We start from the raw sequence: 26,244 nt of genomic DNA on the forward strand, positions 1-26,244 counted from the left end.
CCGAGCGGACAGCTCCGACCTCGCGCTCACGCCGCGTACCCGGCCGGGCAGCGAGGCGCGGCTCGACCCCACTGATGACCCGGGAGGCGTGCCGACGGTCGGCCGTGGAGCTGGACGGGACCGTCGACGTCACCGTCTTCGACGGCGCGCTCGACCGGTCAGGCCCGCAGCGCCGCCCACTCCGGGGTCTGCCTGCCGAGGGCGACGGCGTGCGCCAGCCGGAGACCGCCGCTGAGCCAGACCAGGACGTCGTGCAGCCGCAGCCGGGTGAGCGGGACGCCCCCGGTCGCGGTCAGCAGTCGGGACGCCACCGTCTCGAGCGCGCCGAACGCCTCGGCGTTGACCAGCAGCTCCCGGTGCACGACCGCCTCCGGCCCGCTGTCGCCCTCCTCGACGTGGGGCAGCAACGAACGGCGGGTGGTGCCGCCGACCAGCGGCACGAGGTCCGGACGCCGGTGGTGCAGCGCCGCGACGAGGTGGTCCCGGTGCTGCCCGGGACCGTGCCGGCCGACCGCCCGCAGCGCGGCGCCGACCGTGCCCGGCTCCTCCAGCACCGACAGCTCACCGGGCGGGAGCCCCCAGAACGCCCGCTCTTCCGCCCGCACGGCCACGGCGTCGGCGAGCGGGCCGGCATCGTCGAGCGCAGAGCGGACCGTGGCCCAGCCCGCCGGGTCGAGGCGGCCGTGCAGCCCCTCGGCGACCAGGACGTCGTCGTCGCCCAGCGGTCCGACGACCGGCGGGCGGCAGTCGAAGCGCTCGTAGCCGAAGGCCGGGACCCGCACCCACCGACCCTCGGGGTGGCCCGGGGAGCGGAACCACAGCGCCCGCCGCCCCCGCGCGTACCCGAGCACCGCTGCGAGCGCGGTGTCCCAGGGCACCGGGTCCGGTCCGACGCTGGGCAGGGACAGGGGCGGACCGGCAGCCACCTTCCCAGCCTGCTCGACGTCGAGCCGAGCCGCGCCGTCGAGGGCCGCGCCCGGCGTGGCCTGCCGCGCGGTCGTGCGGACGACCGCCGGTCGTGTCGACCGCGCCGGCCATCCTCGATCCCCGCCTCACCCGGTCGACGGCCGCCACGTCGGGCGCTCGACGACCGGGACCACCCGGCCACCTGCGGCCAGGTGCAGGCTCCAGCTGCTCCCGATGGCGTCGTCGAGGACGGTGTGCAGCCCGGTCGCCCACTCCTCGTCCGCGGCGGTGACCACGGCGCGCCCGGGGCGGCAGAGCGCCATCGCCAGGTGCGTGACGTCGAGGTCCTCGGTGAGCGTCTCGTGGAAGTCGGCGAGCCCGCGGAGCATCAGCCGGTCGGGGACCGCCGGCAGGTCGTCGACCGGGACGACCAGCGGCAGCGAGCGACCGTCGCCGGTGAGCCACAGCAGCCAGAGGCTGCGGGCGGCGAAGACCGGTGGGTCGAGCAGGGCGGCCCAGCGCCGGGTCAGCTCGGCGGCCGAGCGGACGGGGACCTGCGCGAGCGGGGGAGTCGTCATGGCCGCGACCCTGGCCGCGGCCGCCGTCGGTGCGGTCCGCCGTCCACAGGAGGGCGCTTGTCCACACGACCGGCGTCACCGTGGGCCCGATCCTGCTACTGCGCCATCCCGTGGCCGTCCGCGATCAGCCCGTGGACGCCGACGGCACGTCCTGGCGGCTCCGCGGCGGGGAACCCACGGTGGAGCGGGTGGAGCTCCTGCTGCGTCCGCCCGACGACCGCACCAGCTCCGACGTCGCCGGGTTCACGGACGACCGGCGTCGGGGCCTCCCGGCCCGGCGGTCCTCCCCGGCAGCTCGTGCTCTGCCCAACGGTGCGGGCAGAGCACGAGCGCTGCCGAGGACACCCGGCGCCGGCCGGACCCGCGTGGTGCCGGGCCGCGCCGGTGTTCAGCGGTGGCCGAGGCCGCCGGGGCCGTGGTCGGCCGGCACGCGCTCGTCCGCAGGAGGAGGCCCGGGCGGTGTCCCGTCGCCGAACGGCGCGCCGCCGAGCTCCTCGCGCCCGTGCGGGGTCAGCCAGTTCGAGGTGTCGGGACCGACCGGGACGACCTGGGTCGGGTTGATGTCGGCGTGCACGACGTAGTAGTGCTCCTTGATCTGCGGGAAGTCGATCGTGTCGCCGAACCCGGGGGTCTGGAACAGGTCGCGCGCGTAGGCCCACAGCACCGGCATGTCGGTCAGCTTCTGCCGGTTGGCCTTGAAGTGGCCGTGGTACACGGGGTCGAACCGGGCCAGCGTGGTGAACAGCCGGACGTCGGCCTCGGTGATCGTGTCGCCCATGAGGTAGCGCTGCCCGGACAGCCGCTCCTCGAGCCAGTCCAGCGCCGTCCACAGCCGCTGGTACGCCCTGTCGTAGGCCCGCTGGGAGCCGGCGAACCCGCACCGGTACACGCCGTTGTTGACCTCGGTGTAGACCCGCTGCATGACCTCGTCCATCTCGTCCCGCAGCTTCTCGGGGTAGAGGTCGGGCGCGCCGTCGCGGTGGAACGCGGTCCACTCGGTGGAGAGGTCCAGCGTCATCTGCAGGAAGTCGTTGGTGACGACCTGCTTGGTGGGGACGTCGACCAGCGCCGGCACCGTGATGCCGCGGTCGTAGTCGGGGAAGCGGGCGAGGAAGGCCTCCTGCAGCCGCTCGTAGCCGAGCACCGGGTCGCGGCCGCCGGGGTCGAGGTCGAAGGTCCAGGACCGCTCGTCGTGGGTCGGCCCGCACATGCCCATGGAGATCGCGTCCTCCAGGCCGAGCAGCCGGCGCACGACGGCCGCCCGGTTCGCCCACGGGCAGGCCCGCGCGATGACGAGCCGGTAGCGCCCGGCCTCCGCCGGCCACCCGCTCGAACCGTCGGCGGTGATCCGGTCGGGGATGTAGTTCGTGTCCCGCTTGAACTCCCCGGAGGTGACGTAGCCCGACCCGCTGTTGTCTTCGCTCACGCCCCCAGCCTCATCGAACCCGCGCCGGGCCGCTCGTCAGAGCCGCGTGGTCGTCGCCTCGTCCCGCTCGCCGTCGAACCAGCGCTCCAGCACCTCGGCGAACACCCGCTCGTCGGGCGCGGCCGCCTCGAACAGCGTCATCGACGAGCGCAGCTTGACCGCGTCCACGGACCCGAGCACCCGGACCGGGTCACGGCCGGGCAGCTCCAGCAGCGCCTGCGCGCACTCCACCAGCCGCGGCCCCAGCACGGGGTGCGCGAGGTACGCCCGCGCCTCCTCCAGGCCGGACAGCGCGTAGTGCTGCGCGGTCGAGCTGCGCCCCAGACCTGCGATCTGCGGGAAGACGAACCACATCCAGTGACCGCGCTTGGCCCCGGCCCGCAGCTCGCGCAGCGCGTGCTCGTACACCCCGCCGTCCTGAGCCCGGACGAACCGCTCGAGGCCGAAGGGGTCGCTCACGGGACCTCCTCGCTGGCGCTCGTCGGCCGCGTTCGCGGCGCTGTTGTGCCGTCGGGTGAGCTCGCAGGCTCGCTCACCCGGCCCGGCCGCCCACCGGGTCGGCCTCGCGCGACCGGGACAGCGCCCGGGCCAGGAAGCGCACCATCGTCCCCAGCAGCCGCTTGCGCGAGTCGGCCCGCCGGAAGTCGTGGCCCTCGCCCTCGAGCTCCAGGTACTGCACCGTCCGGTCCTGCTCGCGCAGCGCCAGGACGACCTGGTGCGCCTCGCCGATCGGCACGTTGGTGTCGTGCTCGCCGTGCACCACCAGCAGCGGGACGTCGATGGCGCCGGCGGCCCGCAGCGGCGAGATCTCCTCCAGCAGCGCGCGGTCCCGCTCGGGGTGGCCGTACTTCGACACCGCGGCCGCGCCGATCCACGGGTCGGTGTCGCGGTAGAAGGTGACCAGGTCGGACATGCCGCAGACGTCCACTCCCGCGGCGAAGACGCCGGGCGAGAAGGCGAGCGAGGCCAGGGTCAGGTAACCGCCGTAGGAGCGGCCGGTCACCGCGATGCGGTCGGCGTCGGCGACACCGGTGTCCACCAGGTGCTGCGCGGCGGCCAGGACGTCGGCGAACGCGTCGTAGCGGCCGTGCAGGTCGTCGGCGTGCACGAACTCCCGGCCGAACCCCGACGAGCCGCGGATGTTGGGCGCGAACACGGTGATGCCGGCCGCGGCCAGCGCCTGGTGCTCCGGGTCGAACGTCGGCCGCTCCTGCGCCTCAGGCCCACCGTGCAGCCACAGCACCGCCGGGCCGGTCCCCTTCAGCCGGCTCGGCGCGCGGTACAGCCAGCCGGTCAGCGGCAGGCCGTCCTGCCCGGCGAAGGTCGCCGGTGTCGGGACGACGAGCCGCCGCGCGGGCAGCGGGGGGGAGGAGGAGACCCGGGTCCAGGCGTGCGTCGTGGTGTCCAGGTGCCAGAGCTCGCGGGGTCGCGTCGGGCCCTCCACGCCGAGCACCACGCTCGAGCCGTCGCGGCTGAGCACCGGGTCCGCGGCCACCAGCCCGGGCAGGCCGGAGATCGGCGTCCGCCCGCCCGTGGCGGTGTCCATGAGCTCCAGCTCGCTGCGCCCGGCGACGTTCCACACCAGCAGCAGCAGGCGGCCGGCGTCGTCGGCGTCGATGAACTCCAGCTCCGCGTCGTCGCGCGCCGCCAGCGTCCGGGGCTCGCCGCGCCACCCGTTCGGGCCGAACGGCAGGCCGATCAGCTGGCGCCGGGGCAGGCCCACGTCGGAGGCCAGGTACACGTAGACCGGTCCGCCGTGCTCCGCGGGAGCCGGCCGGATGAGCGCGACCTCCGTCGAGCCGGTCGCGCCCTGGGGCAGCACGCTGAGGGCCTCGTCGGTGAGCCGGTCGACGACGACGACGTACTGCTGCCCACGCGCGCCGTCGCGGATGACGATGAAGCGCTCCTCCAGCGACACGTCGAGCACGCGGATGAGCTCGCCCTCCGCCAGCGGGTCGAGCCGGCCGGTCGCGGGGTCGGCCAGGAAGCAGCGGGTCGGCACCCCCTCGGCGGCGCCGGGGAAGGTGACGACGAAGCGGTGCCCGCTGCGGGTCCAGGGACCCAGCTCGGCGTGCGTGGTCGCGTCGCCGGCGATCCGGCGGGCGTCGCTGCCGTCGGGACGCACCACCCACACCGCCGTCCGGACCCCGCCGTCGGTGGCGACCTCGCAGGTGAGCCAGCCGCTGTCGGCCGCCCACCGCACGGAGACCACCGGGTCCTCGGAGAGCTTGACGTGCCGCGCCGCGGGCCGCGGCCCGTCGAGCACGACGTCCTTGATGTAGAGCTGGGGCACGCCGGAGCGGTCGCTGATGAAGGCGACCTGCCGGGCGTCCGGCGTCATGTTCGGTCCCCAGCTGCCCCAGGCGTCGACGAGGGAGTCGCCCAGCGCGATCGCGTCCTCGACGACCGTCGGGTCCGCGTCCGGGTACGTCGTCACCGTGCCAGGTCCTCCCTGTTCTGCAGCCTCGTGGCGTACGCGCAGGCTGGCACAGCCCCCGCGCCGAGAGTGGTCCGTGGCGTCCGGCTCGCGCAGCACGCGCTCCGCCGGTCCCGGCCGGGGCGGACCACGCCGTCCGGCCGCTGGATCGCCGGGTCGCCCGGCGCCTCCTCCACGGTACGGCCCGCGTCCCCGCCGGACGAGGAGCACCGGGACTCTCGTGCCGAGTGGGGCACGCGTGACCCGGATCCTCCGAGGTGCCGACCTGGCGTCCCGCCGGTGCGCCCGGTGGGACCGCTCTCCCCGCGCTCTGGCACGCTGCCTCCACCGCCGCCCACCCAGGAGGGAGTGCCCGTGCCGCCGTCGCCCGGACCGCTCGCGGGCCTGACCGTCCTGGAGCTCACCTCGACGTTCCTCGGCCCGTACTGCGCGGTGCTCATGGCCCAGATGGGCGCGCGGGTGGTCAAGGTCGAGCCGCCGTCGGGCGACATCATCCGCGGCGTCGGCGACGAGCGCGGCTCCGGGCTGGGGCCGGCGTTCCTCACCTTCAACCGGGGCAAGGAGTCCGTCGTCCTGGACCTGACGACGCCGGCCGGCCGGGAGGCACTCGACCTGCTGGTCGACGAGGCCGACGTGGTGCTGCACAACATGCGGCCGAGGGCCGCCGCCCGGCTCGGCATCGACGCCGGGACGGTCCTGGCCCGCAACCCGCGGGTCGTCCACTGCGCCGCCGTGGGCTACGGCTCGGCCGGCCCGTACCGCGACGAGCCGGCCTACGACGACGTCGTCCAGGGCGTCTCCGGGCTGGCCGCCGTCCAGGGCGGCGCCGGGGAGCCGCAGTACGTGCGCACCCAGGTGGTGGACAAGACGGTCGGCGTCATGGCGCTGGCCGCCGTCCTCGCCGCCCTGCACGAGCGGTCGGTGTCCGGCCGCGGGCAGGCGGTCGAGGTGCCGATGTTCGAGTCCATGGCCGGCTTCCTGCTCATGGAGCAGCAGGGCGGCCGGGTGTACGCGGGCCGCACCGGCGGCACGGGGTACGCCCGGACGGCGTCGCCCTACCGCCGCCCGCACCGCACCGCCGACGGGGTCGTCGCGATGCTGCTCTACACCGACGCGCACTGGCGCGAGTTCTTCCGGCTGGTCGACCGGCCCGACCTCGCCGACGACCCCGAGCTGACCACCATCCGGGGCCGCACCCGGCGGATCGACGAGCTCTACCGGCTGGTCGACGACGAGCTCGCCCGCCGGCCCACGGCGCACTGGCTGTCGACGCTGCGCGACCGGCACATCCCGGCCATGCCGGTGAACACCGTCGAGGACCTGTTCGACGACGAGCACCTGGCCGCGGTCGGGTTCTTCGAGGAGGTCGAGCACCCGACCGAGGGCACGCTGGTGCACGCCCGGCTGCCGTGGACCTTCGGCCGCAGCGGTGCCCCCTCGCTCCCGGGCGCGCCCGCCCTGGGCCAGCACACCGAGGCGACGCTGCGCCGGCTGGGCCTCGACGACGACGCCGTCCGAGCCGCCGGCACCGCCCGGCCGGTCACCGGGGAGCGGCCCGCTCCGGGGTGAGCGCGGCAGCCCGCTCGGCGGAGAGGATGAGCGCGGCCGCGGCGAGCGTGCAGACCGCGACCGCCCCGAACGCCACGCCGTACCCGGCCGCTCCGATCAGCGCGCCGGCCGCGACCGGGGCGACCACCCGGCCCAGCTGCCCGGCCAGGGCCTGGCCGCCGGAGACCGACGCGAAGACGGCGGCGGGCACGTAGCTGCCCAGCAGTGCCGGGCGGGCGATGTGGATGACGCCGAACCCCGCACCGAACAGCAGCACGAACACCACCGTCGACGCCGGCTGCGGCAGGGCGAACAGCAGCCCCACGCCGACCGCCTGGCCGGCGATCAGCGCGGCGCTCACCGGCCCGGTGCCCAGCCGCCCGGCCAGCGCGGTGAGCACCACCCGCCCGGCCACCGACATCGCGCCGAGGGCACCGGCCGACGCCGCCGCCAGCGTCGGGGACGCGCCGCGCTCCAACAGGTGCGCCACCAGGTGCACCGCGACGGCGGTGGTGGCCAGCATCTCCAGCGCCGTGGCCAGGGTCAGCCGGCGCACCGCGGGGTCCTGCCACGGGTCGACCGGGGCGGCGGGCGGGTCCGGCGTCGCCGACGGCCCGGGACCGGGCGCCGCAACGGGTTCGGGGGACGCCGCGCCGTCCGGGGCGAGGCCGAGGTCGGCCGGGGCGCGCCGCAGCAGCAGCGCGTGCGGCACCGCGCAGAGTGCGACCGGCACGGCGAGCACCAGCAGTGCGCCGCGCCACCCGAGCCCGTCGATGAGGGCCTGCGAGGTCGGCAGGAAGACGGTCGAGGCGAACCCGGCGACCACGGTGAGGGTCAGCAGCGCGGCCCGCCGCTCGCGGTGGAACCACGTGTTGATCACCGCGTACGCCGGCTCGTAGAGGACGGCCGCGCAGGCCAGCCCGATGCCGGTGAACACCAGGTACAGCTGCGGCAGGGTGCGCACCTGCGACCAGCCGACGACGCAGGCCGCGCCGAGCAGGCTGCCCGCGGTCATCAGCCAGCGCGCCCCGTGCCGGTCCAGCCAGCGGCCCACGGCCGGGGCGGCCGCTCCGGTGACGGCCATGGCGAGGGTGAGCGCGCCCGACAGCTGCGCGGTGCCGGCGCCGAGGTCGCGCTGCATCGGCACGAGGAACACCGCGAAGGAGTAGAAGAGCACCCCGTAGGCGACGGTCTCGGTGCCGGCCAGCGCCCACACCATCCGCCAGCCCGGGAAGTCCCGGCGCCGCCCGGCCCCCACGGTCGGCGTCACCTCACGAGCTGCGGCGGGCGACCCTGCCGGAGCCGGCCTGGTCCACCGGGTAGAGGAGGACGTCGGCGACGACGACGTGCGGCGGCCGGCTCGCGACCCAGGTGACGACGTCGGCGACGTCGGCCGCCGACAGCGGGGTCAGGCCCTCGTAGACGGCCTTCGCCGGGGCCTCGTCCCCGTCGAAGCGGACCAGGGAGAACTCGGTCTCGACCATCCCGGGGTCGACCTGGCTGATCCGCACGCCGCTGCCCAGCACGTCCATCCGCATACCGCGGGTGATCCGCTCCACGGCGGCCTTGGTGGCGCAGTACACGGCGCCACCGGGGTAGACCTCGCGGCCGGCGTTGGACCCGATGTTGACCACGTGGCCGGAGCCGCGCTCGACCATGCCGGGCAGCACGCAGGCCGAGACGTTGAGCAGGCCGCGGACGTTGGTGTCCAGCATCCGGTCCCAGTTCTCCGGGTCGTCGGTGTGGATCGGCCCGCGGCCGGCGGCCAGCCCGGCGTTGTTGACCAGGACGTCGATCGGCGTCCAGTCGGCGGGCAGCGAGCCGAGCGCGGCCGACACCTGGGCGCGGTCCCGGACGTCCACGGTCAGCGGCAGCACCGCGTCCCCGTGCTGCGCGTGGAGGTCCGCCAGCCGCTCGGTGCGGCGGGCGGCGGCGATCACCCGGGCGCCCTCGGCGAGGAACGCCTCGGTGCAGGCCCGGCCGATGCCGCTCGAGGCTCCGGTGACCAGTACGACGCGTGCAGTGCTCACGGGGGCTCCTGTGCTCGGGGCGGGGTTGGGGTCAGGCGCGGGCGCGCCGGGTGCGGGGGGTGTCGGCGGCCCGCGAGCCCGACGGCGCCCGGGTGCGGCGGAAGGCGACCGGCTCGGGCGGGGCGTCGTCGACCGGCTGGGTGTCGAGGTAGGAGTCGCGGGACTGGTGGACGTGCGCGCGCATGGCGGCCGCGGCCTCGTCGGGCCGGCCGGCCGCGATGAGCTCGGCGACCCGGCGGTGCTCGGCCCACGCGCGCGGGGCGATGGTGCTGACCAGCGGCGCGAAGAACCAGCGGCTGCGCTGGGAGAGCTGCTCGCCGAACTCGAGCAGCAGGTGGTTGCGCGCGCAGAGCACCACGGTGCGGTGGAAGCGGGCGGTGTGCCCGGCCATCTGCTGGGCGGGCACCCCCCGCGCCCAGTCGGCGTCGGCCTCGTCGCAGATGCCCAGCAGCGCCGCGGCGTCCTCGGGCGTGCAGCGCCGCGCGGCCAGCTCGGCGGCGGCGCGCTCGACCACCTCCCGGGCCTCGAAGAACTCCTCGACCTGCTGCCGGGTCGGTTGGTTGACGAACGCCCCCTGCCGCGGCCGCAGCGTGATCCAGCCGTCGCGGTGCAGCCGCTGCAGGGCCTCGCGCACCGGACCGCGGCTGACCCCGAGCTCGGCGGCCAGGCGCTCCTCGACCAGGTGGTCGCCGGGCGCGAGCGTCCGGGCGATGAGCAGCTCCTGCAGCCGCCCGTAGACGTGCTCGCGCAGCGGGAGGGCGTGGATGTGGTCGGCGCCGGACACGATCGATCCCCACTTCCCGCGTCGGTGTGCAGCAGGATCGTTCCACGGATCGTTAACAGTAGACAAGATTTGTTGTGAGCTGGTTCACTCAGCGACCGACCGCTCCGGCTCGGCCCCTCGAGCCGTCCCGACCAGGGAGGACGCCGGCCCTGGGGTCCCCGACCGCACGCACCAGGAAGGCCAACGATGACCTCCAGCCCGATCCCTGCCCGGCCGACCCGCCGCCTCCTCGGCACCGCGCTGGCCACCGCGCTCCTGCTCACCGCCTGTGGCGGGGGCGAGTCCGGCGGCTCCGGGGGAGGTGAGGGCGCGCAGGCCGGCGGCCCGCTGACCTTCGCCACGGGTGGCACCGGCGGCGTCTACTACCCCTACGGCGGCGGCATCGCCAACCTGCTCAGCTCGGAGCTGGAGGGGACGACGGTCACGGTCCAGGAGACCAACGCCTCGGTCGACAACATGCAGCTGCTGGCCTCGGGGCAGGCGCAGCTGGCCTTCGGCCTCGGCGACGTCGTCTCCGACGCGGCCAACGGTGAGAACACGTTCACCGAGGCGCTGCCGCTGTGCTCGCTCGGCAACATCTACAACAACTTCACGCACGTCTTCACGACCGCGGCGACCGGGATCACCTCGATCGAGGACCTCCGCGGCAAGCGGGTGTCGCCCGGGGCCGTCGGCTCGGCCTCGGAGGTCACCGCCGACCGGATCATGCAGGCGGCCGGCCTCGACCCGCAGGCCGACATCGAGCGCGCCCAGCTGGGGGTCGCGGAGACCGTCGCGGCGATCCAGGACGGCACCGTCGACGCGGGCTTCTGGTCCGGCGGCCTGCCCACCGGCGCCATCGTCGAGCTGGCCAACAACGCCGACCTGGTGCTCATCCCGACCGCCGAGTACACCGACGCGATGGCCGAGCAGTACGGCGACTACTACTTCGCCGACGAGATCCCGGCCAACACCTACGAGGGCCAGACCGAGGCCTCGCCGCAGGTGGTCTCGCCGAACATCCTCGTGGCCCGCACGGACATGGACGAGCAGCTGCAGCAGGACATCACGCGGACGATCTTCGAGAACAAGGAGCAGCTGCTCACCGTCCACCCGGCGGCCGAGGAGCTGGACCCGGCGACCGCCGGCGAGGTCGCCTTCATCGAGACCTGCCCCGGCGCGCAGGCCTACTTCGACTCGGTGGGCTGACCGGGCAGCGAGCGCGGGAGGAGCCGGTCGTGGTCGTGCTGCCGGGGTCCGGGGCTGCTGCCGCGGGCCCCGGCGGCGCGACCGCCCGCCGCCGCACGGTGCGGTGGTTCGCCGCCGTCGTGCTGGTGGTGGTCGCGGCGACCACCGCGGCGCTGGCCGGGGACGACGGCCGGGCGGTCGTCGTCCGGACGCCGGACGGCGAGGTCGTCGCCCGCGTCCCGCTGACCGGGGACCGGTTCGCCGTCAGCTACCGCAACAGCGTCTACACCACCCTGGCCGAGGAGCGGTACCGCGTCCTCCCCGACGGCCGCTTCGAGCTCGTCGAGCTGGCCGCCGACCAGGTGGCCGTGCTCGAGGAGTACTACGCCGTACCGGGTGCACCACGACCCGCGCCGCCCGGCGACCGCCGCCACCACGTGGCCGAGCCCGACCCGGCCCGCCCGGCCGTCTTCGACGTCCTGAACATCGCCGCCACCGACCTGGGCGAGCGCACACTGCACACCCCGGGTACCGACCCCGTCCCGATCTGGCGGCTCCTGACCAGGGAGGACCCCACCGTGCTACTGGAGATCGAGCGATGAAGATGAAGCTGCCAGGCCGCGCACGGACGCGGACGGCCGAGGACGAGCAGGCCCCGGCGGAGCACCGGCACGACAGCGTCCACAGGGCCGCCCACCACGCCGCTCACCGGCAGGGCGGCATCGTGGACGTCGCCACCCTGGACAAGCGCCCCGGCGCCGATCCGGTCGACGACCCCGACCGGATCGACGAGGAGGCGCTGATCGCCGAGTTCGAGGCCGAGAAGCCGGCCCGCCACCTCACCGGCTGGCCGAGCTGGGTCACCTCGGTGGTCGGCGTGGGGCTGTCCCTGTTCGGCCTCTACTGGGTGTTCAACCCGCTCCCGCGACAGGTGTACCTGCCGACGTTCCTGTCCATCGGCCTGTTCCTGACCTTCCTGACCTACCGCGGCTGGCCGCGGTCGGTCAGGGCCAAGGAGTCCGGGAGAGCCGACCGCCCGAACGTGCTGGACTGGCTGCTGGCGCTCGCCTCGCTCGTGCCCGGCCTCTACATGGTGTTGGACTGGCAGGGCTTCTTCCGGCGCGCGATCCTGCCGACCGACACCGACCTGATCATCGGCACGCTGCTCGTCCTGCTGTGCCTGGAGGCCGCACGGCGCACCGTCGGCATCCTGGTCCCGGTCGTCGTGCTGCTGTTCATCGCCTCGGCGTACTGGGGATCGTTCCTGCCCGCGCCGTTCACCACCGCCAACTTCGGCTGGCCGCGGCTGGTCGGGCACAACGTCATGGGGCTGCAGGGCATCTTCGGCACGCCGCTGGAGGTCGCCGCCACCTACATCATCCTGTTCACCATCTACGGCGCCGTCCTGGCCGCCTCGGGTGCCACCCGGTTCTTCATCGACCTGTCCTTCGCCGCGTTCGGGCAGTCCCCGGCCGGCCCCGGCCGCACGGTCACCCTCTCGGGCTTCCTGCTGGGCACGGTGTCCGGCTCGGGCGTCGCCACGACGGTGACCCTCGGTGGCATCTCCTGGCCGCTGCTGAAGCGGGCCGGCTACCCGAAGGAGGCCGGCGGCGGCGTGCTGGCGGCCGCCGGCATCGGCGCGATCATGTCCCCGCCGACCCTGGGCGCGGCGGCGTTCATCATCGCCGAGCTGCTGCAGGTCTCCTACCTCGAGGTGCTCATCTGGGCGACGATCCCGACGATCCTGTACTACCTCGGGATCATCCTGGCGATCGAGATGGACGCCCGGCGGCACAAGACGCACACCGTGGCGATGGAGACCCAGTCGGCCTGGAAGCTGCTGCTGCGCTTCGGCTACCACTTCTCCTCCCTGGCCGCGATCGTCTTCTTCCTGGTGCTGGGCTTCACGCCCTTCCGCGCGGTCGTCTACGCCACCGTGCTGGCGTTCCTGCTCAGCTTCCTCGAGCGCCGGTCGTGGATCACGCCCCGGCGGCTGTGGGAGGCGCTGGCCCAGGGCGCGACCGGGGCGCTGTCGGTCATCCCGGTCATGGCCGTCGCCGGCATCATCGTCGGCGTCATGACCCTGACCGGCCTGGCGCTGCGGCTGGCCGGGATCATCGTCGACTTCTCCAACGGCAACGTGGTGCTGACCGCCGTCTTCTCCGCGGTGGTGGTCGTGCTGCTGGGGCTCGCGGTCCCGGTGACGGCGAGCTTCATCATCTCGTTCGTCGTCATCTCCCCGGCGCTGCAGCAGGTGGGCGTCGAGCCGTTCGCCGCGGCGATGTTCATCTTCTACTACGCGGTGCTCAGCGAGGTCTCCCCGCCGACGGCGCTCTCGCCGTTCGCCGCCGCTGCCATCACCGGTGGCAAGCCGGTCAAGACCATGTGGCTGACGTGGAAGTACACGCTGCCGGCATTCCTCGTGCCGTTCATCTTCGTGCTCTCCCCGCGCGGCGTCGGGCTGCTCTTCGAGGGCGGCGCCGCCACGGTGGCGATCGCCTTCGTCACCTCGGTCTTCGCCGTGGCCTCGCTGGCGGTGGTCACCGGCGCCTGGCTGTTCGGCCCGGCGCGCGTCCCCGAGCGGGTGCTGTTCCTCGTCGCGGCCATCGCGCTGCTGGTCATGACGCCGATGTTCATCGCGGTCGGCGCGGGCTTCGCCCTCGCCGGCGTGGTGGTGCACCTGGTCACCCGCCGCCGGGCCACGCCGGACGACGACGGACGTGCGGTGGAACCCGAGGCCGGGAGGTCCGACGTGCCCAGCGGCTCGGCCGACGCGCTACCGACGGCCGGTGCCACGACCGCGGACCGCCCGCGGACGGAGCGGTGAGCCCGCGGCTCATCGACGGCGTCGCCGACCTGCACGTGCACGGGGCACCCAGCCTCGTCGCCCGGCACGGGCTCGACCACGAGGTGGTCGGCGCGCACGCACAGGTCGGCGTCGACCTCGCCGTCCTCAAGGCGCACGAGGGCTCGACGGTGGAGCGCGCGGCCCTGGCCGCGGGCCGGCCGGAGACCGACGGCGTCCGGGTGGTCGGCGGGATCGTGCTCAACTCACCGGCCGGCGGGGCCAACCCCGACGCGGTGGAGGTGGCCGCCCGGCTCGGTGGGCGGGTGGTGTGGATGCCGACGGTCTCCGCGCCCGCGCACGTCGCGTCGGCGGCCGCCCCCGAGCTCTCGGTGCACCGGACGCTGTCCTTCCGGCAGGTCGACGTGCTGGACGACGCCGGTGCGCTGCTGCCCGCGTGGCAGGAGGTGCTCGACGTCGTCGCCGCTTCCGACCTGGTGCTGGCCTCGGGTCACCTGACCTGCGCGGAGGCGCTGGTGCTCTTCCGGGCGGCGTCGGCGGCCGGGGTGCGCCGGATGCTGTTCAACCACCCGCGCATGCCGTTCCTGCAGTGGGACGACGACGCCGCGCCGGAGCTGGCGCGGCTGGGCGTGGTGCTGGAGCTCGGCATCCTGCCCGACATCCTCACCACCGACGGGCCGCCGTCGACCACCCTGGGCGAGGTCTACCCGCACGACCAGCTGGCCTTCGGCGGCGACCTCGGGCACGCCGACCACCCCACGATGGCGCAGGCGCTCCCCGGCTGGCTGGCCGGGCTGGAGGCGTGCCTGGGCGAGGCCGGCGCCGAGCACGCCCTCACCACCGTGGGCCGCGAGCTGGTGCTCCGGTGATCCGGATCGCGCTGCTGCCGGGGGACGGCGTCGGCGAGGAGGTGCTCGACGGGCCGACGCGGCTGCTGCGGCTGCTGGCCGAGCGCGGGCAGGTGGAGGTCACCGGGCCCTGGCCGGTCGGCGCCCGGGCCGCGGCGGAGAGCGGCGACGTGCTGCCGGCCGGGACGCTGGCCGCCTGCGACGCCGCCGACGCGGTCCTGCTCGGCGCCGTGGGGGAGGACCCCCGCGTGCCGGCCGGGGTGTGCCCGCGCCCGGAGGTCGCCCTGCACCGGCTCCGGGAGCGCTACGACCTGCGCATCTCGGTCCGCGAGATCCCGTTCGGCGACGGCCGGGAGCTCACCGTCGTGCGCAACCTCATCGGCGGCTCGTACGGCGGCGCGGACGACCGGGTGCTGCACGAGGACGGCAGCGAGGCCGCCGACGTGCTGCGGCTGACCCGGGAACGGGTCGCCGAGGTGGTGCACACCGCCTGCGACGTGCTGGCACGGCGGGGCGGCGGGCGGCTGGTCTCGGTGGACAAGGCCAACCTCTACGCGACCGGACGGCTCTGGCGGCAGGTCGCCGGCGACGTCGCCCGCGAGCGCGGGATCGAGGTCGAGCACCGGTACGTGGACCGCGCGGCGTTCGAGCTGGGCTCGGGGGCCCCGGTGCCCGACGTCCTGGTCACCGAGGGCCTGCTCGGCGACATCCTCTCCGACCTCGCCGCCGGCCGGGCCGGCTCCCCGGCGCTGTGCGGCTCGGCGTCGCTGCACCCCGGCGAGCCGGTCCGCGGGCGGTGCGTCGGCCTGTTCGAGCCGGCGCACGGCTCGGCTCCGCGGCGGGCGCTGCGGGACCAGGTCGACCCGCTCGGCGGCTTCCTCGCCCTGGCCGCCCTGCTGCGGCACTTCCCCGCCACCCGCGAGGCCGGCGAGCGGGTGCGGGCGGCGGTCGACGCCGTGCTCCGCGCGGGCCCGTGGACCTACGACCTGGCGCCGGCGGGCGCAGCGGCGGCGTCGACGGGCGAGGTGGCCGACGCCGTCCTCGCCGCGTTCGGGTCGGTCGAGCCGTCGGCCCCCGCGTCCCCGCCCGCCGAGCCGGCGGCGGGAGAGGCCGCGCAGGTGCTCGGGGAGCCGCCGGTGCGCGTGCCGGCTGACGTCCTGGAGACCTGGACCGCCGAGGTGCTCGAGGCCGTCGGCGTCCGGCCGTCGCACGCCCGCGACACCGCGCGGGTGCTCGCCTACGCCGACCTGTCGGGCATCGACTCGCACGGCATCGCCCGGCTGCCGGCCTACGTCGGCGCGATCGGCACCGGCGTCGTCGCCGTCGACGGCGAGCCGAGCGTGCACTCCGACGGCGGTGCGGTGGCGCTGGTCGACGGCCACGACCTGCTCGGCCACCCGGTCACCACGCGTGCCTTCGACGAGGCGGTCGAGCGGGCGCGGCGGTACGGCGTCGGCTGGGTCAACGTGCGCAGGAGCAGCCACCACGGCGCCAGCGGCTGCTACGTGCACGACGCGGCACGGCTCGGGCTGGTCGGGCTGGCGGGGACCAACACCGGCCCGGTCGTCGCACCCGCCGGGGCCGCCCGCCCGTACCTCGGCACCAACCCGCTGGCCCTGGGGGTGCCGGTCGCCGGGGAGGAGCCGCTGGTCTTCGACATGGCGACGTCCGCGGTCGCCGCCGGCAAGTTCGAGATCGCGCTGCGCCTCGGCAAGCCCGTGCCGCTGGGCTGGGGCGTGGACGCCGAGGGCCGGCCGACGACCGACCCGGCCGCGGTCTTCCCCGGCCGGGGGGCGCTGCTGCCGCTGGGCAGCGACCGGGAGCGGTCCGGTCACAAGGGCTACGGCCTGGGTCTGCTGGTCGAGCTGCTCACCGCGGTCCTGGCCGGTGGGCCCACCGGGCCGGGGGTCGGCAACCTGACGTTCCGGTCCGGCGCCCGGCCGCCGGACACCAGCCACCTGGTCGTGGTCCTCGACCCGGCGCGGCTGGGCGACCCGGAGGCCATCGGCACCGGCGCCGCCCGGCTGCTCGCCGGGCTGCGGGCGCTGGCCCCGGTCGACCCGGAGCTGCCGGTCCGGACGCCGGGGCAGCGGGCCGCCGCCGAGCGCGCGCTGCGTCGCGCGCACGGCGTCCCGCTGGACGCCGAGACGCACCGCGCGCTGCAGGTGCTGGGCGAGCAGGTGGGCCGGCCCCTGGCGGGCGGAGCGCGTGGCTGACCCGGCCGGGGACGTGGACGCCGACCCCGACCAACCCGGCCGGCGCACCGCGGCCCGGAACCGGCGTGCCCGGTCCCCGGCCGCGGTGGGCGCCGTGCTCCGGGCGGTCGCCGTCTCCGTGCTCGGCGTGCTGCCGGCCTTCCTCGTCGGGGCGCTGGCCGTGCAGATCCGCGCCGACCTCGACGTGGGCCTCGGCCTGTTCGGCCTGGCCGCGGCGACGCTGTTCACCGTCTCCGGCGGCCTCGCCCGGCCCGCCGGCCGGCTGGTGCAGCGGCTCGGCTCGCGCCGCGGCGCCGCCCTGGCCGCGGCGCTGGCCACGGCCTCGCTCGCCGTCATCGCCCTGGCCGGCTCGCCGGCCGCGCTGATGGCCGGGCTGGCCGTCGGCGGCCTGGGCAACGCCGTCGCCCAGCCGTCGGCCAACGCGGTCGTCTCCGAGCTGGTCACCGAGCAGCGGCTCGGCGTCGCCTTCGGCATCAAGCAGTCCTCGATCCCCGCGGCGACGCTCCTCGGCGGGCTCGCCGTCCCCGGGGTGGCCCTCGTCTTCGGCTGGCGGTGGGCGGTCGCCTGCGCCGTCGGTCTCGCCGTCGTCCTGCTGCTGGTCGCCCTCACCGGCCGGGACGCCGGACGGCGGGCCGGGGCGCCGCGCGCCCCCGGCGCTCCCCGGGCGCCGGACCGGGGGCTGCCCCGCGGCGGGCTGGTGGTGCTCACCGTCGGCGGCTTCCTCGGCTCGGCCGCGGCCACCCCGACCGGGGTCTTCCTCGTCGACTCCGCGGTCGCCGCCGGCATCGACGCGGGTGCGGCCGGGCTGCTGTTCGCGGGCTGCTCGGTGCTCGGGCTGGTCGTCCGGATCGGCTACGGCCTGCTCGTCGACCGGCACCCGACCCGCAGCGCCTACCTGTTCATCGCGAACCTGCTGGCCGCCGGTACGGCCGGCTACGTGCTGCTCGCGGCGGGCCCGGTGCCGGCCTTCGTCGCCGGCGGCGTGCTGGCCTACGGCGCCGGCTGGGCGTGGACCGGGCTGTTCCACTACGCCGTCATCCGCGACAACCGCGACGCCGCGGCGTCGGTCACCGGGTTCGTGCAGACCGGCCTGTCGCTGGGCGCCGCCTCCGGTCCGCTGCTGTTCGGCGTCGTCGCGCAGACCTGGTCCTACTCCGCGGCCTGGCTCACGGCCGCGGCGCTCAGCCTGGCCGGGGCGGTCACCGTGCGGGTCAGCCGCCGGATGGTCCGCCGGTCGCGCGGGCTGCCGGTGAGCCGGCTGCCCGGTCGCCGGCGCCGCGCCGCGGCCGCCCCCGACCTGCCCGCACCCACCTGAGGAGCCCGACATGAGCACCTGCCGGCTGCACCCGCCCGGCCCCCGTCCCGACGCAGGACTGCTGGAGCGCAGCCGTGCGCTGCCGACGAGCACCCTGTCCGACTGCATGGCGCGCAGCGGCGGGATCTGCGGCGTGCACCGGGTGCCGGGCGGTGGCTGGCCGCGGGTGGCCGGGCCCGCGCTGACCGTGCGCACCCGACCGGGGGACAACCTCGTCGTCCACCGCGCTCTTGGCCTCGCCGAGCCCGGCGACGTGCTCGTCGTCGACGGCGGCGGCGCGCTGGACCGGGCACTGCTCGGCGAGATCATGGCGCGCTACGCGGCCGCCCGCGGGCTGGCCGCGCTCGTCGTCGACGGCGCGGTGCGCGACGTCGAGGGGCTGGCCGCGGGCGCCGTGCCGGTCTTCGCGCGGGGCGTCAACCACCTCGGCCCGTACAAGGACGGCCCCGGCGAGATCGGCGGCCCGGTGCACGCCGGGGGCACGGTGGTGCGCGCCGGCGACGTCGTGGTCGGCGACGCCGACGGCGTCGTGGTGGTGCCGCACGAGCGGGTCGCGGAGGTGGTCGCGGCCGGCGAGGAGCAGGCGCGGGCGGAGGAGGCGGTGTTCGCGCACATCGCCGCCGGCACGTGGGACAGGTCGTGGGTGGCCGCCGCGCTCACCGAGGTGCGGGTCGGCCCCGGGGTGGTCGCGTGAGCACCCGGTGGGGGCTGGTCGGCTTCGGCGAGGCCGGCCGGGTCATCGGCACCGCCCTGGCCGCCTCCGGCGCCGACCTGGCGGTGCACGACCGGGTGCTCCTCGACCCGGAGCGCGGTCCGGGGCTGGCGGCGGCGGTGCGGGCGGCCGGAGCGCAGCCGGTGGCCGACGTCGCGGAGCTCGCCGACCGGGACGTCGTCCTGTCGCTGGTCACCCCGGCCACCGCGCTGGCGGTGGCCGAGGGGCTCGCGGCCGTCGTGGGCGACGGCGTCCTCTACGTCGACCTCAACTCGACCGCGCCGCTGGTCAAGGAGGCGGTGGCGGCCGCCCTGCCCGCCGCCCGGGTGGTCGACGGAGTGATGACCGGCGGGGGCATCCGGCTCGACGGCAGCCGCATCCCGATCTCGCTGGCCGGGCCGGACGCCCCGGAGGCGGCCCGGCTGCTGTCGGGCGCCGGGTTCCGCACCGGCGTCGTCGGCGAGCGGGTGGGGGCCGCGGCCGCGCTGAAGATGCTCCGCAGCGTCGTGGTCAAGGGCCTGGAGGGGCTGTGGACCGAGGCGCTGCTGGCCGCCCGCGAGCTGGACGTCGTGGAGCCGCTGATCGCCATGGTCGAGGAGACGCTGGACCGCTGGCCCACCCGCGACTTCGCCACGATGCTCGTCACCACCCACGTCGCGCACGCCGGCCGCCGGCAGGGGGAGGCCCGGATGGTGCGCGACACGGTCGCCGGCACCGGCGTCGAGCCGTTCATGTCGACCGCCCTGGTGGCCCGGCAGGAGCGCACCGCGCGCGGGCTCGAGCAGGCCGGACGGCGGGCGGGGGAGGTGCCGCCGACGCTCGCCGACGCGCTGGAGGTGCTGCGCTCGCTGCCCGGCTGAGCCGGGAGTTGTCGTACCCCTCCGGCATCGTGGGGGCGACGTGCGAGACGGACTCCGGGAGGGGACGCGGTGATCCTCGAACCCAGGGCGGCCGACCTGGACCTCGTCGAGGTCGAGAACGCCCTGCTGCGCGCCGCGGTCGGCGACTACTCCGCCGAGGCCGCGGTCCTGCTGCTCGCCAACGCCGGGCACTGGCTGCCCCAGCTGCAGGGCGCCGGGCTGATCTCCCTGCTCGGGGACGTCGACGGCGACGGGCTGTGGGCGCAGGTCGCCTGGCCCGACCTCGACGCCGCGCTGCGCGCCGGGCGCATCGGCGGCAGCAGCAGCCAGCTGCGTCTGCTCCGGGCGGCCGCCTCCCTGGCCGAGGGGCAGCCGGTCGACCTCGGCGACCTCGCCGCGGGCCTGGACCGCGACGGCCTCGCGCTGCTGCTGGCCGCCGTCGCCCACGCCGGCGGCAGCCACGGCGGGGAGCTGCCGCCGCTGGCCGCCTGGCCGCTGCGCGGCTGACCGCGCTCAGGCCCGGGCGGCGGCCCGGCGGCGGTGTGCGGCGACCAGCGCGGGGCGGTCGCGCAGCAGCAGGTGCCGGGCGAGCACGACGACCAGCCCGCCGACGACGGCGAGGGCCGCGGTGGCGGTCCAGGCCACGGCGTAGGAGCCGGCCGACACGACCGCGCCGAAGGCCAGCGGCCCGAGCGCGGCGCCCAGGCCCATGCCGCCCTGCGTGATCGACGTCGCCTGCGCGGCCATGCCGTGGTGCATGCGGGTGATGGCGTAGGTCGACAGCCCCGCCCACGCCCACCCGGTGCAGTACCCGACCACCGCGCCGACGGCGATGAGCGCCTCGACCCCGGTGCCCAGCAGCGCGTAGGACAGCCCGCCCAGCGACATCTGCGCGGCGACGACGAGCAGCCAGCGGGTGCGCACCCGGTCGGCCAGCCAGCCGGCGACCACCCGGGCCAGGGCCCCCAGCCCGCTGGCCACCGCGGCCAGCACGCCGGCGGTCGCCGGGGCGATGCCGCCGGCGACCGCGGTGCTGACGAAGAAGGAGCCCAGCGCGTTGCCGGTGCCCGCGCCGAGCGCCAGCCCGGCGGCCAGCACGTACAGCGGGCCGCGGCGGAACGGCCCGGCCGCCTCCGACGGCGGTGCCGAGGCCCCGGCCGACCCCATCCGCCGCGCGCCGGGCACCGACAGCACCACCAGCAGCGCCAGGACGGCCCCCAGCCCGAACGCCGTGCGCCAGCCCAGCGGGATGGCCACCAGCGGGATGGCGACGCCCGCGAGCAGCGTGGACAGCGGGATCGCCGCCTGCTTGAGGCCGTAGGCCAGGCCCTGCCGGTCGGCGGGCACCGACCGGGCGATCAGGTCGTTGCTGGCCGGCTGCCCGACGCCGTTGCCCCACCCGGCGACGACGAGGGCGGCGACCAGGACGGCGGTGTCACGGGCGACGACCGCGACCCCCAGCATCGCCAGCGCCGCGGTGAGCCCGGAGAGCCGCACGACCCGGATGCCGCCCAGCCTGCGCACCAGCGTTCCGGCGAACAGCGCCGACACCGCCGAGGTGGCGAAGAACGCCGCGACCAGCAGGCCGAGCAGCGACGGCCCGACGCCGAGGTCGGCGCTCAACTGCACCCACAGCACGCCGACCAGGTAGGCCGGGAGCACGCCCGCGGTCGTCACCGTGACCGCGGCGGTCGCCGCGCGGGCCGAGCCCGCCGGCCGCTCCCGGCGCGCCCTCACGCCGCCCCTTCCTCCGCCAGCAGCAGCTCCACCAGGTGCTCGGCGATGGCGAGGGACGACGTCGCCGCGGGGGAGGGGGCGTTGCGCACGGCCACCACCGCGCCCCGCCGGGTGATGCGGAAGTCGTCGACCAGGCTGCCGTCGGACTCCAGCGCCTGCGCCCGGATCCCCGCGGTCGCCGGGACCATGTCCTCGACGGTCAGCTCGGGCACGTAGCGGCGGGCCGCGGCGGTGTAGGCGCGCTTGCTCAGCGAGCCGCGCATCTCCGCCAGGCCGGTGCGCCAGTGCTGCTTCGCGAAGCGCCGGAAGCCGGGGAAGCGGGCGATGGCGGCCAGCTCGGCGGGGGAGACGTCCCGCCACCGGTAGCCCTCGCGGGCCAGCGCCAGCACGGCGTTGGGCCCGACCAGCACCTCGCCGTCCACCCGCGGGGTCAGGTGCACGCCGAGGAACGGGTACCGGGGGTCGGGCACCGGGTAGACCAGGCCGTTCACCAGCGCCCGCTTGTCCGGCCGCAGCGCGTAGTACTCGCCGCGGAAGGGCACGATCCGCGGGGCGTCGTCGTCCCCGGCCAGCCGCGCCAGCCGGTCGACGTGCAGCCCGGAGCAGAGCACCACCCGGTCGACGGCGACCTCCTCGCCGGCGGTGCTGCTGACGACGACCTCCCCGCCGGCGGACCGCAGGCCGGCGACCTCGAAGCCGGTGCGGACGGTGGCCCCGGCCTTGCGGGCCTCCTCGGCCAGCTGCTCGGTGACGGCGACGTAGTCGACGATCGCGGTGGTCGGCGAGTGCAGCGCGGCGATGCCGGCGACGTGCGGCTCGAGCTCGTGCAGCTCCGCCCGGTCGATCACCCGGACCCCGGGGACGCCGTTGGCGCGGGCCCGCTCGGCGATCGCGCCCAGCCGCTGCTCCTCGGCCCCGTCGAGCGCGACGAGGACCTTGCCGATCTCCTGGTAGGGCAGCCCCTTCTCCGCGCAGAACTCGCGGAGCAGGGAGACCCCGCGGCGGCACAGCGTCGCCTTGAGGGAGCCGGGCTCGTAGTAGAGGCCGGCGTGCACCACGCCGCTGTTGCGGCCGGTCTGGTGGGCGGCGAGCCGGTCCTCCTTCTCGAGGACGGTCACCACGGCGTCGGGGGCGCGGGCGAGCAGCCGCCGGGCCACCGCCGTCCCGATGATCCCGCCCCCGACCACGGCGTATCGCTGGACCGGCATCGCTCTCCGTCCTCTCGGCCGCCCGCGGCTCTGCGGGGGGCGGGTGTGGGAACGGCTCCCGGCAGGCGGCTACGGTGCCGATGTGATCTCCGTCGCGCGCCGAGCCCCCGGCCTGTGCTCCCGTCCGCAGGGTAGTTCCTGGTGAGCGCCCTCACGGGTGTGCTGCCGATCACACTGACGCCGTTCACCGACGACGGCGAGGTCGACGAGGGCAGCATCGACAGCCTCGTCGAGGACTACCTCGGCGCCGGGGCGCACGGGCTGACCATCCTCGGGATCATGGGCGAGGCGGCCCGGCTGCTCGACGACGAGCGCGAGCGGGTGCTGCGCCGCTACCTGCAGGCGACCGCCGGCCGGGTACCGGTGGTGGCCGGCGTCTCCGCCCGGGCCACCCGCATGGCGCTGGACTACGCGCGCCGGGCCGAGGACGCCGGCGCGGCGGCGGTCATGCTCGCCCCGCCGGACAACACCCGGAACCTCGACCTGGTCTTCGAGCACTTCCGGCTGGTCGCCGAGGCGGTGTCGGTGCCGGTCGTGGTCCAGGACGAGCCGGTGAACACCGGCGTGGTGATGCCGGCGCCGTTCCTCGTCCGGCTGCTCGACGAGATCGAGGGGTGCCGCTACCTCAAGCTCGAGGAGACCCCGACGCTGCCCAAGATCACCGCGGTGCGGCAGAAGGCGAAGGGGCCGGTCGGCGTCTTCGGCGGCCTCGGCGGGCTGTACCTGTACGAGGAGCTGCTCCGCGGCGCCGACGGCATCATGACCGGCTTCGGCTTCCCGCAGGTGCTGGTCGGCACCTACGAGCGGTTCGTCGCCGGCGACCGCGCGGGCGCGCAGGAGTTCTTCTTCCGGTACCTGCCGCTGATCCGCTACGAGGCCCAGCTCGGCGTCGGCGGGGTGACCATCCGCAAGCAGGTCTTTGCCCGGCGCGGGGCCATCGCCTCCCCGCACGCCCGCTTCCCGGCCCCGCCGGTCGACGAGCTCACCCTCGCCGAGCTCGACGACCTCATCGCCGCCGTCGGCCTGTAACCACCCACCCCCGCAGGTCGTGCTGCCGCACGGCCCGCGCCCGCCTGCGAGAGGACACCGCTGTGCGACTGACGACGCTGCGACTGGACGGCGCGGAGCCGGGGGCGCTGGTGCGCCCGGGTGGCGCGGTACCGCTGCCCGCGCTCAACCGGCGCCTGCGGACCGACTGGCCGGAGACCGTCCAGGGGCTGCTCGAGAGCGGCCGGGTCGAGGAGCTGCGCGACTGGGTCGCCGGCCAGGACGCCGCCGGGCTGGACGAGCTCGTCGTGCCGCAGGAGCAGCTGGCGTACGCGCCGCTCTACCGGCGCCCGCGGAAGATCTGGGGCATCGGCCTGAACTACGTCGAGCACGCCGCCGACCTGTCGGAGAAGGCGCCCTCGACAGAGCCGGCCAGCTTCCTCAAGCCCGACACCGCGATCATCGGCCCGGGGGACCCGATCCGGATCCCCCCGCAGTCGCAGCGCACCACCGCCGAGGGTGAGCTGGGCGTGGTCATCGGCCGCGAGTGCAAGGACGTCGACGAGGCCGACGCCCCCTCGGTGGTCGCCGGTTTCACCACGATCGTGGACATGACCGCCGAGGACATCCTCGAGAAGAACCCGCGCTACCTCACCCGGTCCAAGAGCTTCGACACCTTCTTCAGCTTCGGCCCCGAGCTGGTGACCGTCGACGAGGTGGACGACGTCGACGCACTGGAGGTGGCCACGATCCACAACGGCGCGGTGCACCGGCGCAACGTCGTCTCGAACATGACCTTCCGGCCCTGGTGGCTGGTGGCCTTCCACTCCCGGGTCATGACGCTGCTGCCCGGCGACGTCATCTCCACCGGCACGCCGGGTGCCGTGCACATCCGCTCCGGTGACACCGCCGGTGTGCAGATCACCGGCTTCCGCGAGCTCACCAACCCCGTGGCCTGAGCGCCCGACCGAATCCGCCCCGACGACCACGGAGGACAAACCGATGGACCTCGAACTCACCGGCCGGGTCGCCCTGGTCACCGCCGCCTCCAAGGGCCTGGGCCGCGCCACCGCGACCCAGCTGGCCGCCGAGGGCGCGCGGGTGATGATCTCCAGCCGCGGCGCCGACCGGCTAACGAGCACCGCGCAGGAGATCGCCGACGCCACCGGCGCGCAGGTCGAGCACTGCCCGGCCGACGTCTCCGACGCCGCCGACCTCGACCGGCTGCTGCGGGAGACGCGGGAGCGGCTCGGCGGCGTCGACGTGCTGGTCAACAACGCCGGGGGGCCGCCGCCGGGCGGGTTCGACGCGCTCGACGACGCCCGGTGGCAGCAGGCGTTCGAGCTGAACCTGCTGTCGACCGTGCGGCTGTTCCGCGGCGTGCTGCCGCACATGCGCGAGCAGCGCTGGGGCCGGATCGTCACCGTCGCGTCCTCCTCGATCAGGCAGCCGATCGAGAACCTCACGCTGTCCAACACGCTGCGGGTGGGCCTGCTCGGGCTGGCCAAGAGCGTCGCCCTGGAGGTGGCCGCCGACGGCGTGCTGGTCAACACCCTCGGCCCCGGCCGGATCGCCACCGACCGCGTCGCCTCGCTCGACGCCGGTCGCGCCGAGAAGACCGGGCAGTCGGTCGAGGAGGTCCGCGCGCAGAGCGAGGCGGGCATCCCGCTGGGCCGCTACGGCACCGCGGAGGAGTTCGGCAAGGTGGCGGCGTTCCTGGCCTCGGGCGCCAACACCTACGTCACCGGCCAGAACTTCCTGGTCGACGGTGGCATGGTGCGGGCCATCTGATGCGCATCGCCCGCTACACCCCGGCCGCCGGCGGTCCGGCGTCCTACGGCCTGGTCGAGGGGGACGGCGACGACGCCGTCGTCGTCCGGCTCGAGGGCGACCCGTTCGACGGCGTCCGGACGACGGAGGAGCGGACCCCGCTGGGTCAGGTGCGGCTGCTCGCCCCCGTCGAGCCCAGCAAGGTGCTGTGCCTCGGCCGCAACTACGCCGAGCACGCCAGGGAGCTGGGCAACGAGGTGCCGGAGATCCCGGTCGTGTTCGCCAAGTTCTCCACGTCCGTGGTGGGGCCCGACGCCGAGGTACCCTATCCGCCGGACACCGGGAACCTGCACTTCGAGGGCGAGCTGGCGGTCGTCATCGGCCGGGAGTGCACGCGGGTCCCGGCCGAGGAGGTGGCCGACGTGGTGCTCGGCTACACCGTCGCCAACGACCTGACGATGCGCGACATGCAGCGCGCCGAGAAGCAGTGGACCCGCGCCAAGGGCTTCGACCGCTCCTGCCCGCTGGGGCCGTGGGTGGAGACCGACGTCGACCCGGCGGCGCTGTCCCTGCGGACCACCGTCAACGGCGACGTGAAGCAGGACGGCACGACCGCCGACATGCTGCTCGACGTCGCCGCGTGCGTGTCGTGGGTCAGCCAGACCATGACCCTGCTGCCCGGCGACGTCGTGCTCACCGGCACCCCGGCCGGCGTCGGGCCGCTGCAGGCCGGCGACGAGGTGACGGTGACGCTCGAGGGGATCGGGTCGCTGTCCACCCGCATCGTCTGAGGCGGGCGTCAGCCGCGCCGGACCTCCCCACCTGACGACGCTCGTGCTCTGCCCACCACCGTGGGCAGAGCACGACTCCCCGCGGAGCAGGTCGGTGCGGCTCCCTGCGGAGCAGGTC

General features: G+C 75.8%; 24 protein-coding genes. 14 read left to right on the plus strand and 10 right to left on the minus strand.

All coding sequences use genetic code 11. The features are described from left to right. Positions 1-158: 158 nt before the first annotated feature. The 5 genes from BMW27_RS08180 to BMW27_RS08200 form a co-directional block, all read right to left on the minus strand. Complete coding sequence (locus BMW27_RS08180) at positions 159-926, minus strand: hypothetical protein (protein ID WP_091442135.1); 768 nt, start codon at positions 924-926, stop codon at positions 159-161. Positions 927-1,052: 126 nt separating this feature from the next. Further along, positions 1,053-1,484 carry a hypothetical protein gene (locus tag BMW27_RS08185; RefSeq protein ID WP_091442137.1) on the minus strand — a complete coding sequence of 144 codons (432 nt, stop codon included), beginning with the start codon at positions 1,482-1,484 and terminating at the stop codon, positions 1,053-1,055. A gap of 388 nt (positions 1,485-1,872) precedes the next feature. Further along, positions 1,873-2,910, minus strand: a complete 1,038-nt coding sequence (locus BMW27_RS08190; RefSeq protein WP_091442140.1) for a glutathione S-transferase family protein — start codon at positions 2,908-2,910, stop codon at positions 1,873-1,875. A 36-nt stretch (positions 2,911-2,946) separates the two neighbouring features. Next, positions 2,947-3,369: a DUF1810 domain-containing protein gene (locus BMW27_RS08195; protein ID WP_091442143.1), complete on the minus strand. Its 423-nt coding sequence runs from the start codon at positions 3,367-3,369 to the stop codon at positions 2,947-2,949. Positions 3,370-3,442: 73 nt separating this feature from the next. Then, on the minus strand, positions 3,443-5,347 hold the full coding sequence (locus BMW27_RS08200; protein ID WP_091442147.1) for a S9 family peptidase: 1,905 nt from the start codon (positions 5,345-5,347) through the stop codon (positions 3,443-3,445). A 354-nt stretch (positions 5,348-5,701) separates the two neighbouring features. Here BMW27_RS08200 and BMW27_RS08210 point away from each other — a divergent pair, with 354 nt between their 5' ends. After that, complete coding sequence (locus tag BMW27_RS08210; protein ID WP_091443060.1) at positions 5,702-6,916, plus strand: CaiB/BaiF CoA transferase family protein; 1,215 nt, start codon at positions 5,702-5,704, stop codon at positions 6,914-6,916. Here the strand turns inward: BMW27_RS08210 and BMW27_RS08215 are convergent. The 3 genes from BMW27_RS08215 to BMW27_RS08225 are packed head-to-tail and all read right to left on the minus strand — an operon-like array spanning position 6,888 to position 9,709. Next, the gene (locus BMW27_RS08215) at positions 6,888-8,153 is read right to left on the minus strand and encodes an MFS transporter (RefSeq protein WP_091442153.1); all 1,266 of its coding nucleotides are present in this window, start codon (positions 8,151-8,153) and stop codon (positions 6,888-6,890) included. The two genes, BMW27_RS08210 and BMW27_RS08215, sit on opposite strands and share 29 nt — an antisense overlap. Before the next feature lie 13 nt (positions 8,154-8,166). Beyond that, a complete protein-coding gene (locus BMW27_RS08220) occupies positions 8,167-8,925 on the minus strand; it encodes an SDR family NAD(P)-dependent oxidoreductase (RefSeq protein WP_091442157.1) in 759 nt (252 codons plus the stop codon). Between the two features lie 31 nt (positions 8,926-8,956). Next, positions 8,957-9,709: a GntR family transcriptional regulator gene (locus tag BMW27_RS08225; RefSeq protein ID WP_091442160.1), complete on the minus strand. Its 753-nt coding sequence runs from the start codon at positions 9,707-9,709 to the stop codon at positions 8,957-8,959. A gap of 186 nt (positions 9,710-9,895) precedes the next feature. Here BMW27_RS08225 and BMW27_RS08230 point away from each other — a divergent pair, with 186 nt between their 5' ends. The 9 genes from BMW27_RS08230 to BMW27_RS08270 all read left to right on the plus strand — a co-directional run bounded on the left by BMW27_RS08230 (position 9,896) and on the right by BMW27_RS08270 (position 20,140). Then, positions 9,896-10,897, plus strand: coding sequence for a TAXI family TRAP transporter solute-binding subunit (locus BMW27_RS08230; RefSeq protein ID WP_091442163.1), 1,002 nt, complete (start codon positions 9,896-9,898; stop codon positions 10,895-10,897). 29 nt (positions 10,898-10,926) lie between these two features. Further along, a complete protein-coding gene (locus tag BMW27_RS08235; RefSeq protein ID WP_091442166.1) occupies positions 10,927-11,478 on the plus strand; it encodes a hypothetical protein in 552 nt (183 codons plus the stop codon). Further along, positions 11,475-13,703: a TRAP transporter permease gene (locus tag BMW27_RS08240; protein WP_245743380.1), complete on the plus strand. Its 2,229-nt coding sequence runs from the start codon at positions 11,475-11,477 to the stop codon at positions 13,701-13,703. Before BMW27_RS08235 ends, BMW27_RS08240 begins: the two co-directional genes overlap by 4 nt. Further along, the gene (locus tag BMW27_RS08245; RefSeq protein ID WP_091442174.1) at positions 13,700-14,551 is read left to right on the plus strand and encodes a DUF6282 family protein; all 852 of its coding nucleotides are present in this window, start codon (positions 13,700-13,702) and stop codon (positions 14,549-14,551) included. Before BMW27_RS08240 ends, BMW27_RS08245 begins: the two co-directional genes overlap by 4 nt. Beyond that, positions 14,548-16,746 carry an Ldh family oxidoreductase gene (locus tag BMW27_RS08250; RefSeq protein WP_175486425.1) on the plus strand — a complete coding sequence of 733 codons (2,199 nt, stop codon included), beginning with the start codon at positions 14,548-14,550 and terminating at the stop codon, positions 16,744-16,746. The genes BMW27_RS08245 and BMW27_RS08250 overlap by 4 nt, the downstream gene beginning before the upstream one ends. Beyond that, a complete protein-coding gene (locus tag BMW27_RS08255; protein ID WP_091442180.1) occupies positions 16,739-18,061 on the plus strand; it encodes an MFS transporter in 1,323 nt (440 codons plus the stop codon). Before BMW27_RS08250 ends, BMW27_RS08255 begins: the two co-directional genes overlap by 8 nt. Before the next feature lie 10 nt (positions 18,062-18,071). After that, on the plus strand, positions 18,072-18,755 hold the full coding sequence (locus BMW27_RS08260; protein ID WP_091442183.1) for an RraA family protein: 684 nt from the start codon (positions 18,072-18,074) through the stop codon (positions 18,753-18,755). Beyond that, a complete protein-coding gene (locus BMW27_RS08265) occupies positions 18,752-19,633 on the plus strand; it encodes a DUF1932 domain-containing protein (protein ID WP_091442185.1) in 882 nt (293 codons plus the stop codon). Before BMW27_RS08260 ends, BMW27_RS08265 begins: the two co-directional genes overlap by 4 nt. A 69-nt stretch (positions 19,634-19,702) precedes the next feature. Then, the gene (locus BMW27_RS08270) at positions 19,703-20,140 is read left to right on the plus strand and encodes a hypothetical protein (RefSeq protein WP_091442188.1); all 438 of its coding nucleotides are present in this window, start codon (positions 19,703-19,705) and stop codon (positions 20,138-20,140) included. Between the two features lie 6 nt (positions 20,141-20,146). Here BMW27_RS08270 and BMW27_RS08275 read toward each other — a convergent pair whose 3' ends face one another. Both BMW27_RS08275 and lhgO read right to left on the minus strand, forming a co-directional pair. Continuing rightward, a complete protein-coding gene (locus BMW27_RS08275; protein WP_091442192.1) occupies positions 20,147-21,370 on the minus strand; it encodes an MFS transporter in 1,224 nt (407 codons plus the stop codon). Then, positions 21,367-22,578 carry an L-2-hydroxyglutarate oxidase gene (gene lhgO / locus BMW27_RS08280; RefSeq protein ID WP_091442195.1) on the minus strand — a complete coding sequence of 404 codons (1,212 nt, stop codon included), beginning with the start codon at positions 22,576-22,578 and terminating at the stop codon, positions 21,367-21,369. Before lhgO ends, BMW27_RS08275 begins: the two co-directional genes overlap by 4 nt. A gap of 141 nt (positions 22,579-22,719) precedes the next feature. Between lhgO and BMW27_RS08285 the strand changes: the two genes are divergently transcribed. From BMW27_RS08285 to BMW27_RS08300, 4 genes are all read left to right on the plus strand, one after another. Beyond that, complete coding sequence (locus BMW27_RS08285; RefSeq protein WP_091442199.1) at positions 22,720-23,607, plus strand: dihydrodipicolinate synthase family protein; 888 nt, start codon at positions 22,720-22,722, stop codon at positions 23,605-23,607. A 62-nt stretch (positions 23,608-23,669) separates the two neighbouring features. Next, positions 23,670-24,524 carry a fumarylacetoacetate hydrolase family protein gene (locus BMW27_RS08290; RefSeq protein ID WP_091442205.1) on the plus strand — a complete coding sequence of 285 codons (855 nt, stop codon included), beginning with the start codon at positions 23,670-23,672 and terminating at the stop codon, positions 24,522-24,524. Between the two features lie 43 nt (positions 24,525-24,567). Next, positions 24,568-25,356 carry an SDR family oxidoreductase gene (locus tag BMW27_RS08295; RefSeq protein WP_091442208.1) on the plus strand — a complete coding sequence of 263 codons (789 nt, stop codon included), beginning with the start codon at positions 24,568-24,570 and terminating at the stop codon, positions 25,354-25,356. After that, positions 25,356-26,126, plus strand: coding sequence for a fumarylacetoacetate hydrolase family protein (locus BMW27_RS08300; protein WP_091442212.1), 771 nt, complete (start codon positions 25,356-25,358; stop codon positions 26,124-26,126). Before BMW27_RS08295 ends, BMW27_RS08300 begins: the two co-directional genes overlap by 1 nt. Positions 26,127-26,244 lie beyond the last annotated feature (118 nt).

It is taken from the genome of Geodermatophilus poikilotrophus, assembly GCF_900111455.1.
Lineage (GTDB): Bacteria > Actinomycetota > Actinomycetes > Mycobacteriales > Geodermatophilaceae > Geodermatophilus > Geodermatophilus poikilotrophus.

What these genes read in the sequence shown, in the direction of transcription:
- BMW27_RS08295 (WP_091442208.1), top strand. Translation starts at nt 24,568, where the DNA reads ATGGACCTCGAACTCACCGGCCGGGTCGCCCTGGTCACCGCCGCCTCC.
- lhgO (WP_091442195.1), bottom strand. Translation starts at nt 22,578, where the DNA reads ATGCCGGTCCAGCGATACGCCGTGGTCGGGGGCGGGATCATCGGGACG.
- BMW27_RS08300 (WP_091442212.1), top strand. Translation starts at nt 25,356, where the DNA reads ATGCGCATCGCCCGCTACACCCCGGCCGCCGGCGGTCCGGCGTCCTAC.
- BMW27_RS08240 (WP_245743380.1), top strand. Translation starts at nt 11,475, where the DNA reads ATGAAGATGAAGCTGCCAGGCCGCGCACGGACGCGGACGGCCGAGGAC.
- BMW27_RS08260 (WP_091442183.1), top strand. Translation starts at nt 18,072, where the DNA reads ATGAGCACCTGCCGGCTGCACCCGCCCGGCCCCCGTCCCGACGCAGGA.
- BMW27_RS08185 (WP_091442137.1), bottom strand. Translation starts at nt 1,484, where the DNA reads ATGACGACTCCCCCGCTCGCGCAGGTCCCCGTCCGCTCGGCCGCCGAG.
- BMW27_RS08230 (WP_091442163.1), top strand. Translation starts at nt 9,896, where the DNA reads ATGACCTCCAGCCCGATCCCTGCCCGGCCGACCCGCCGCCTCCTCGGC.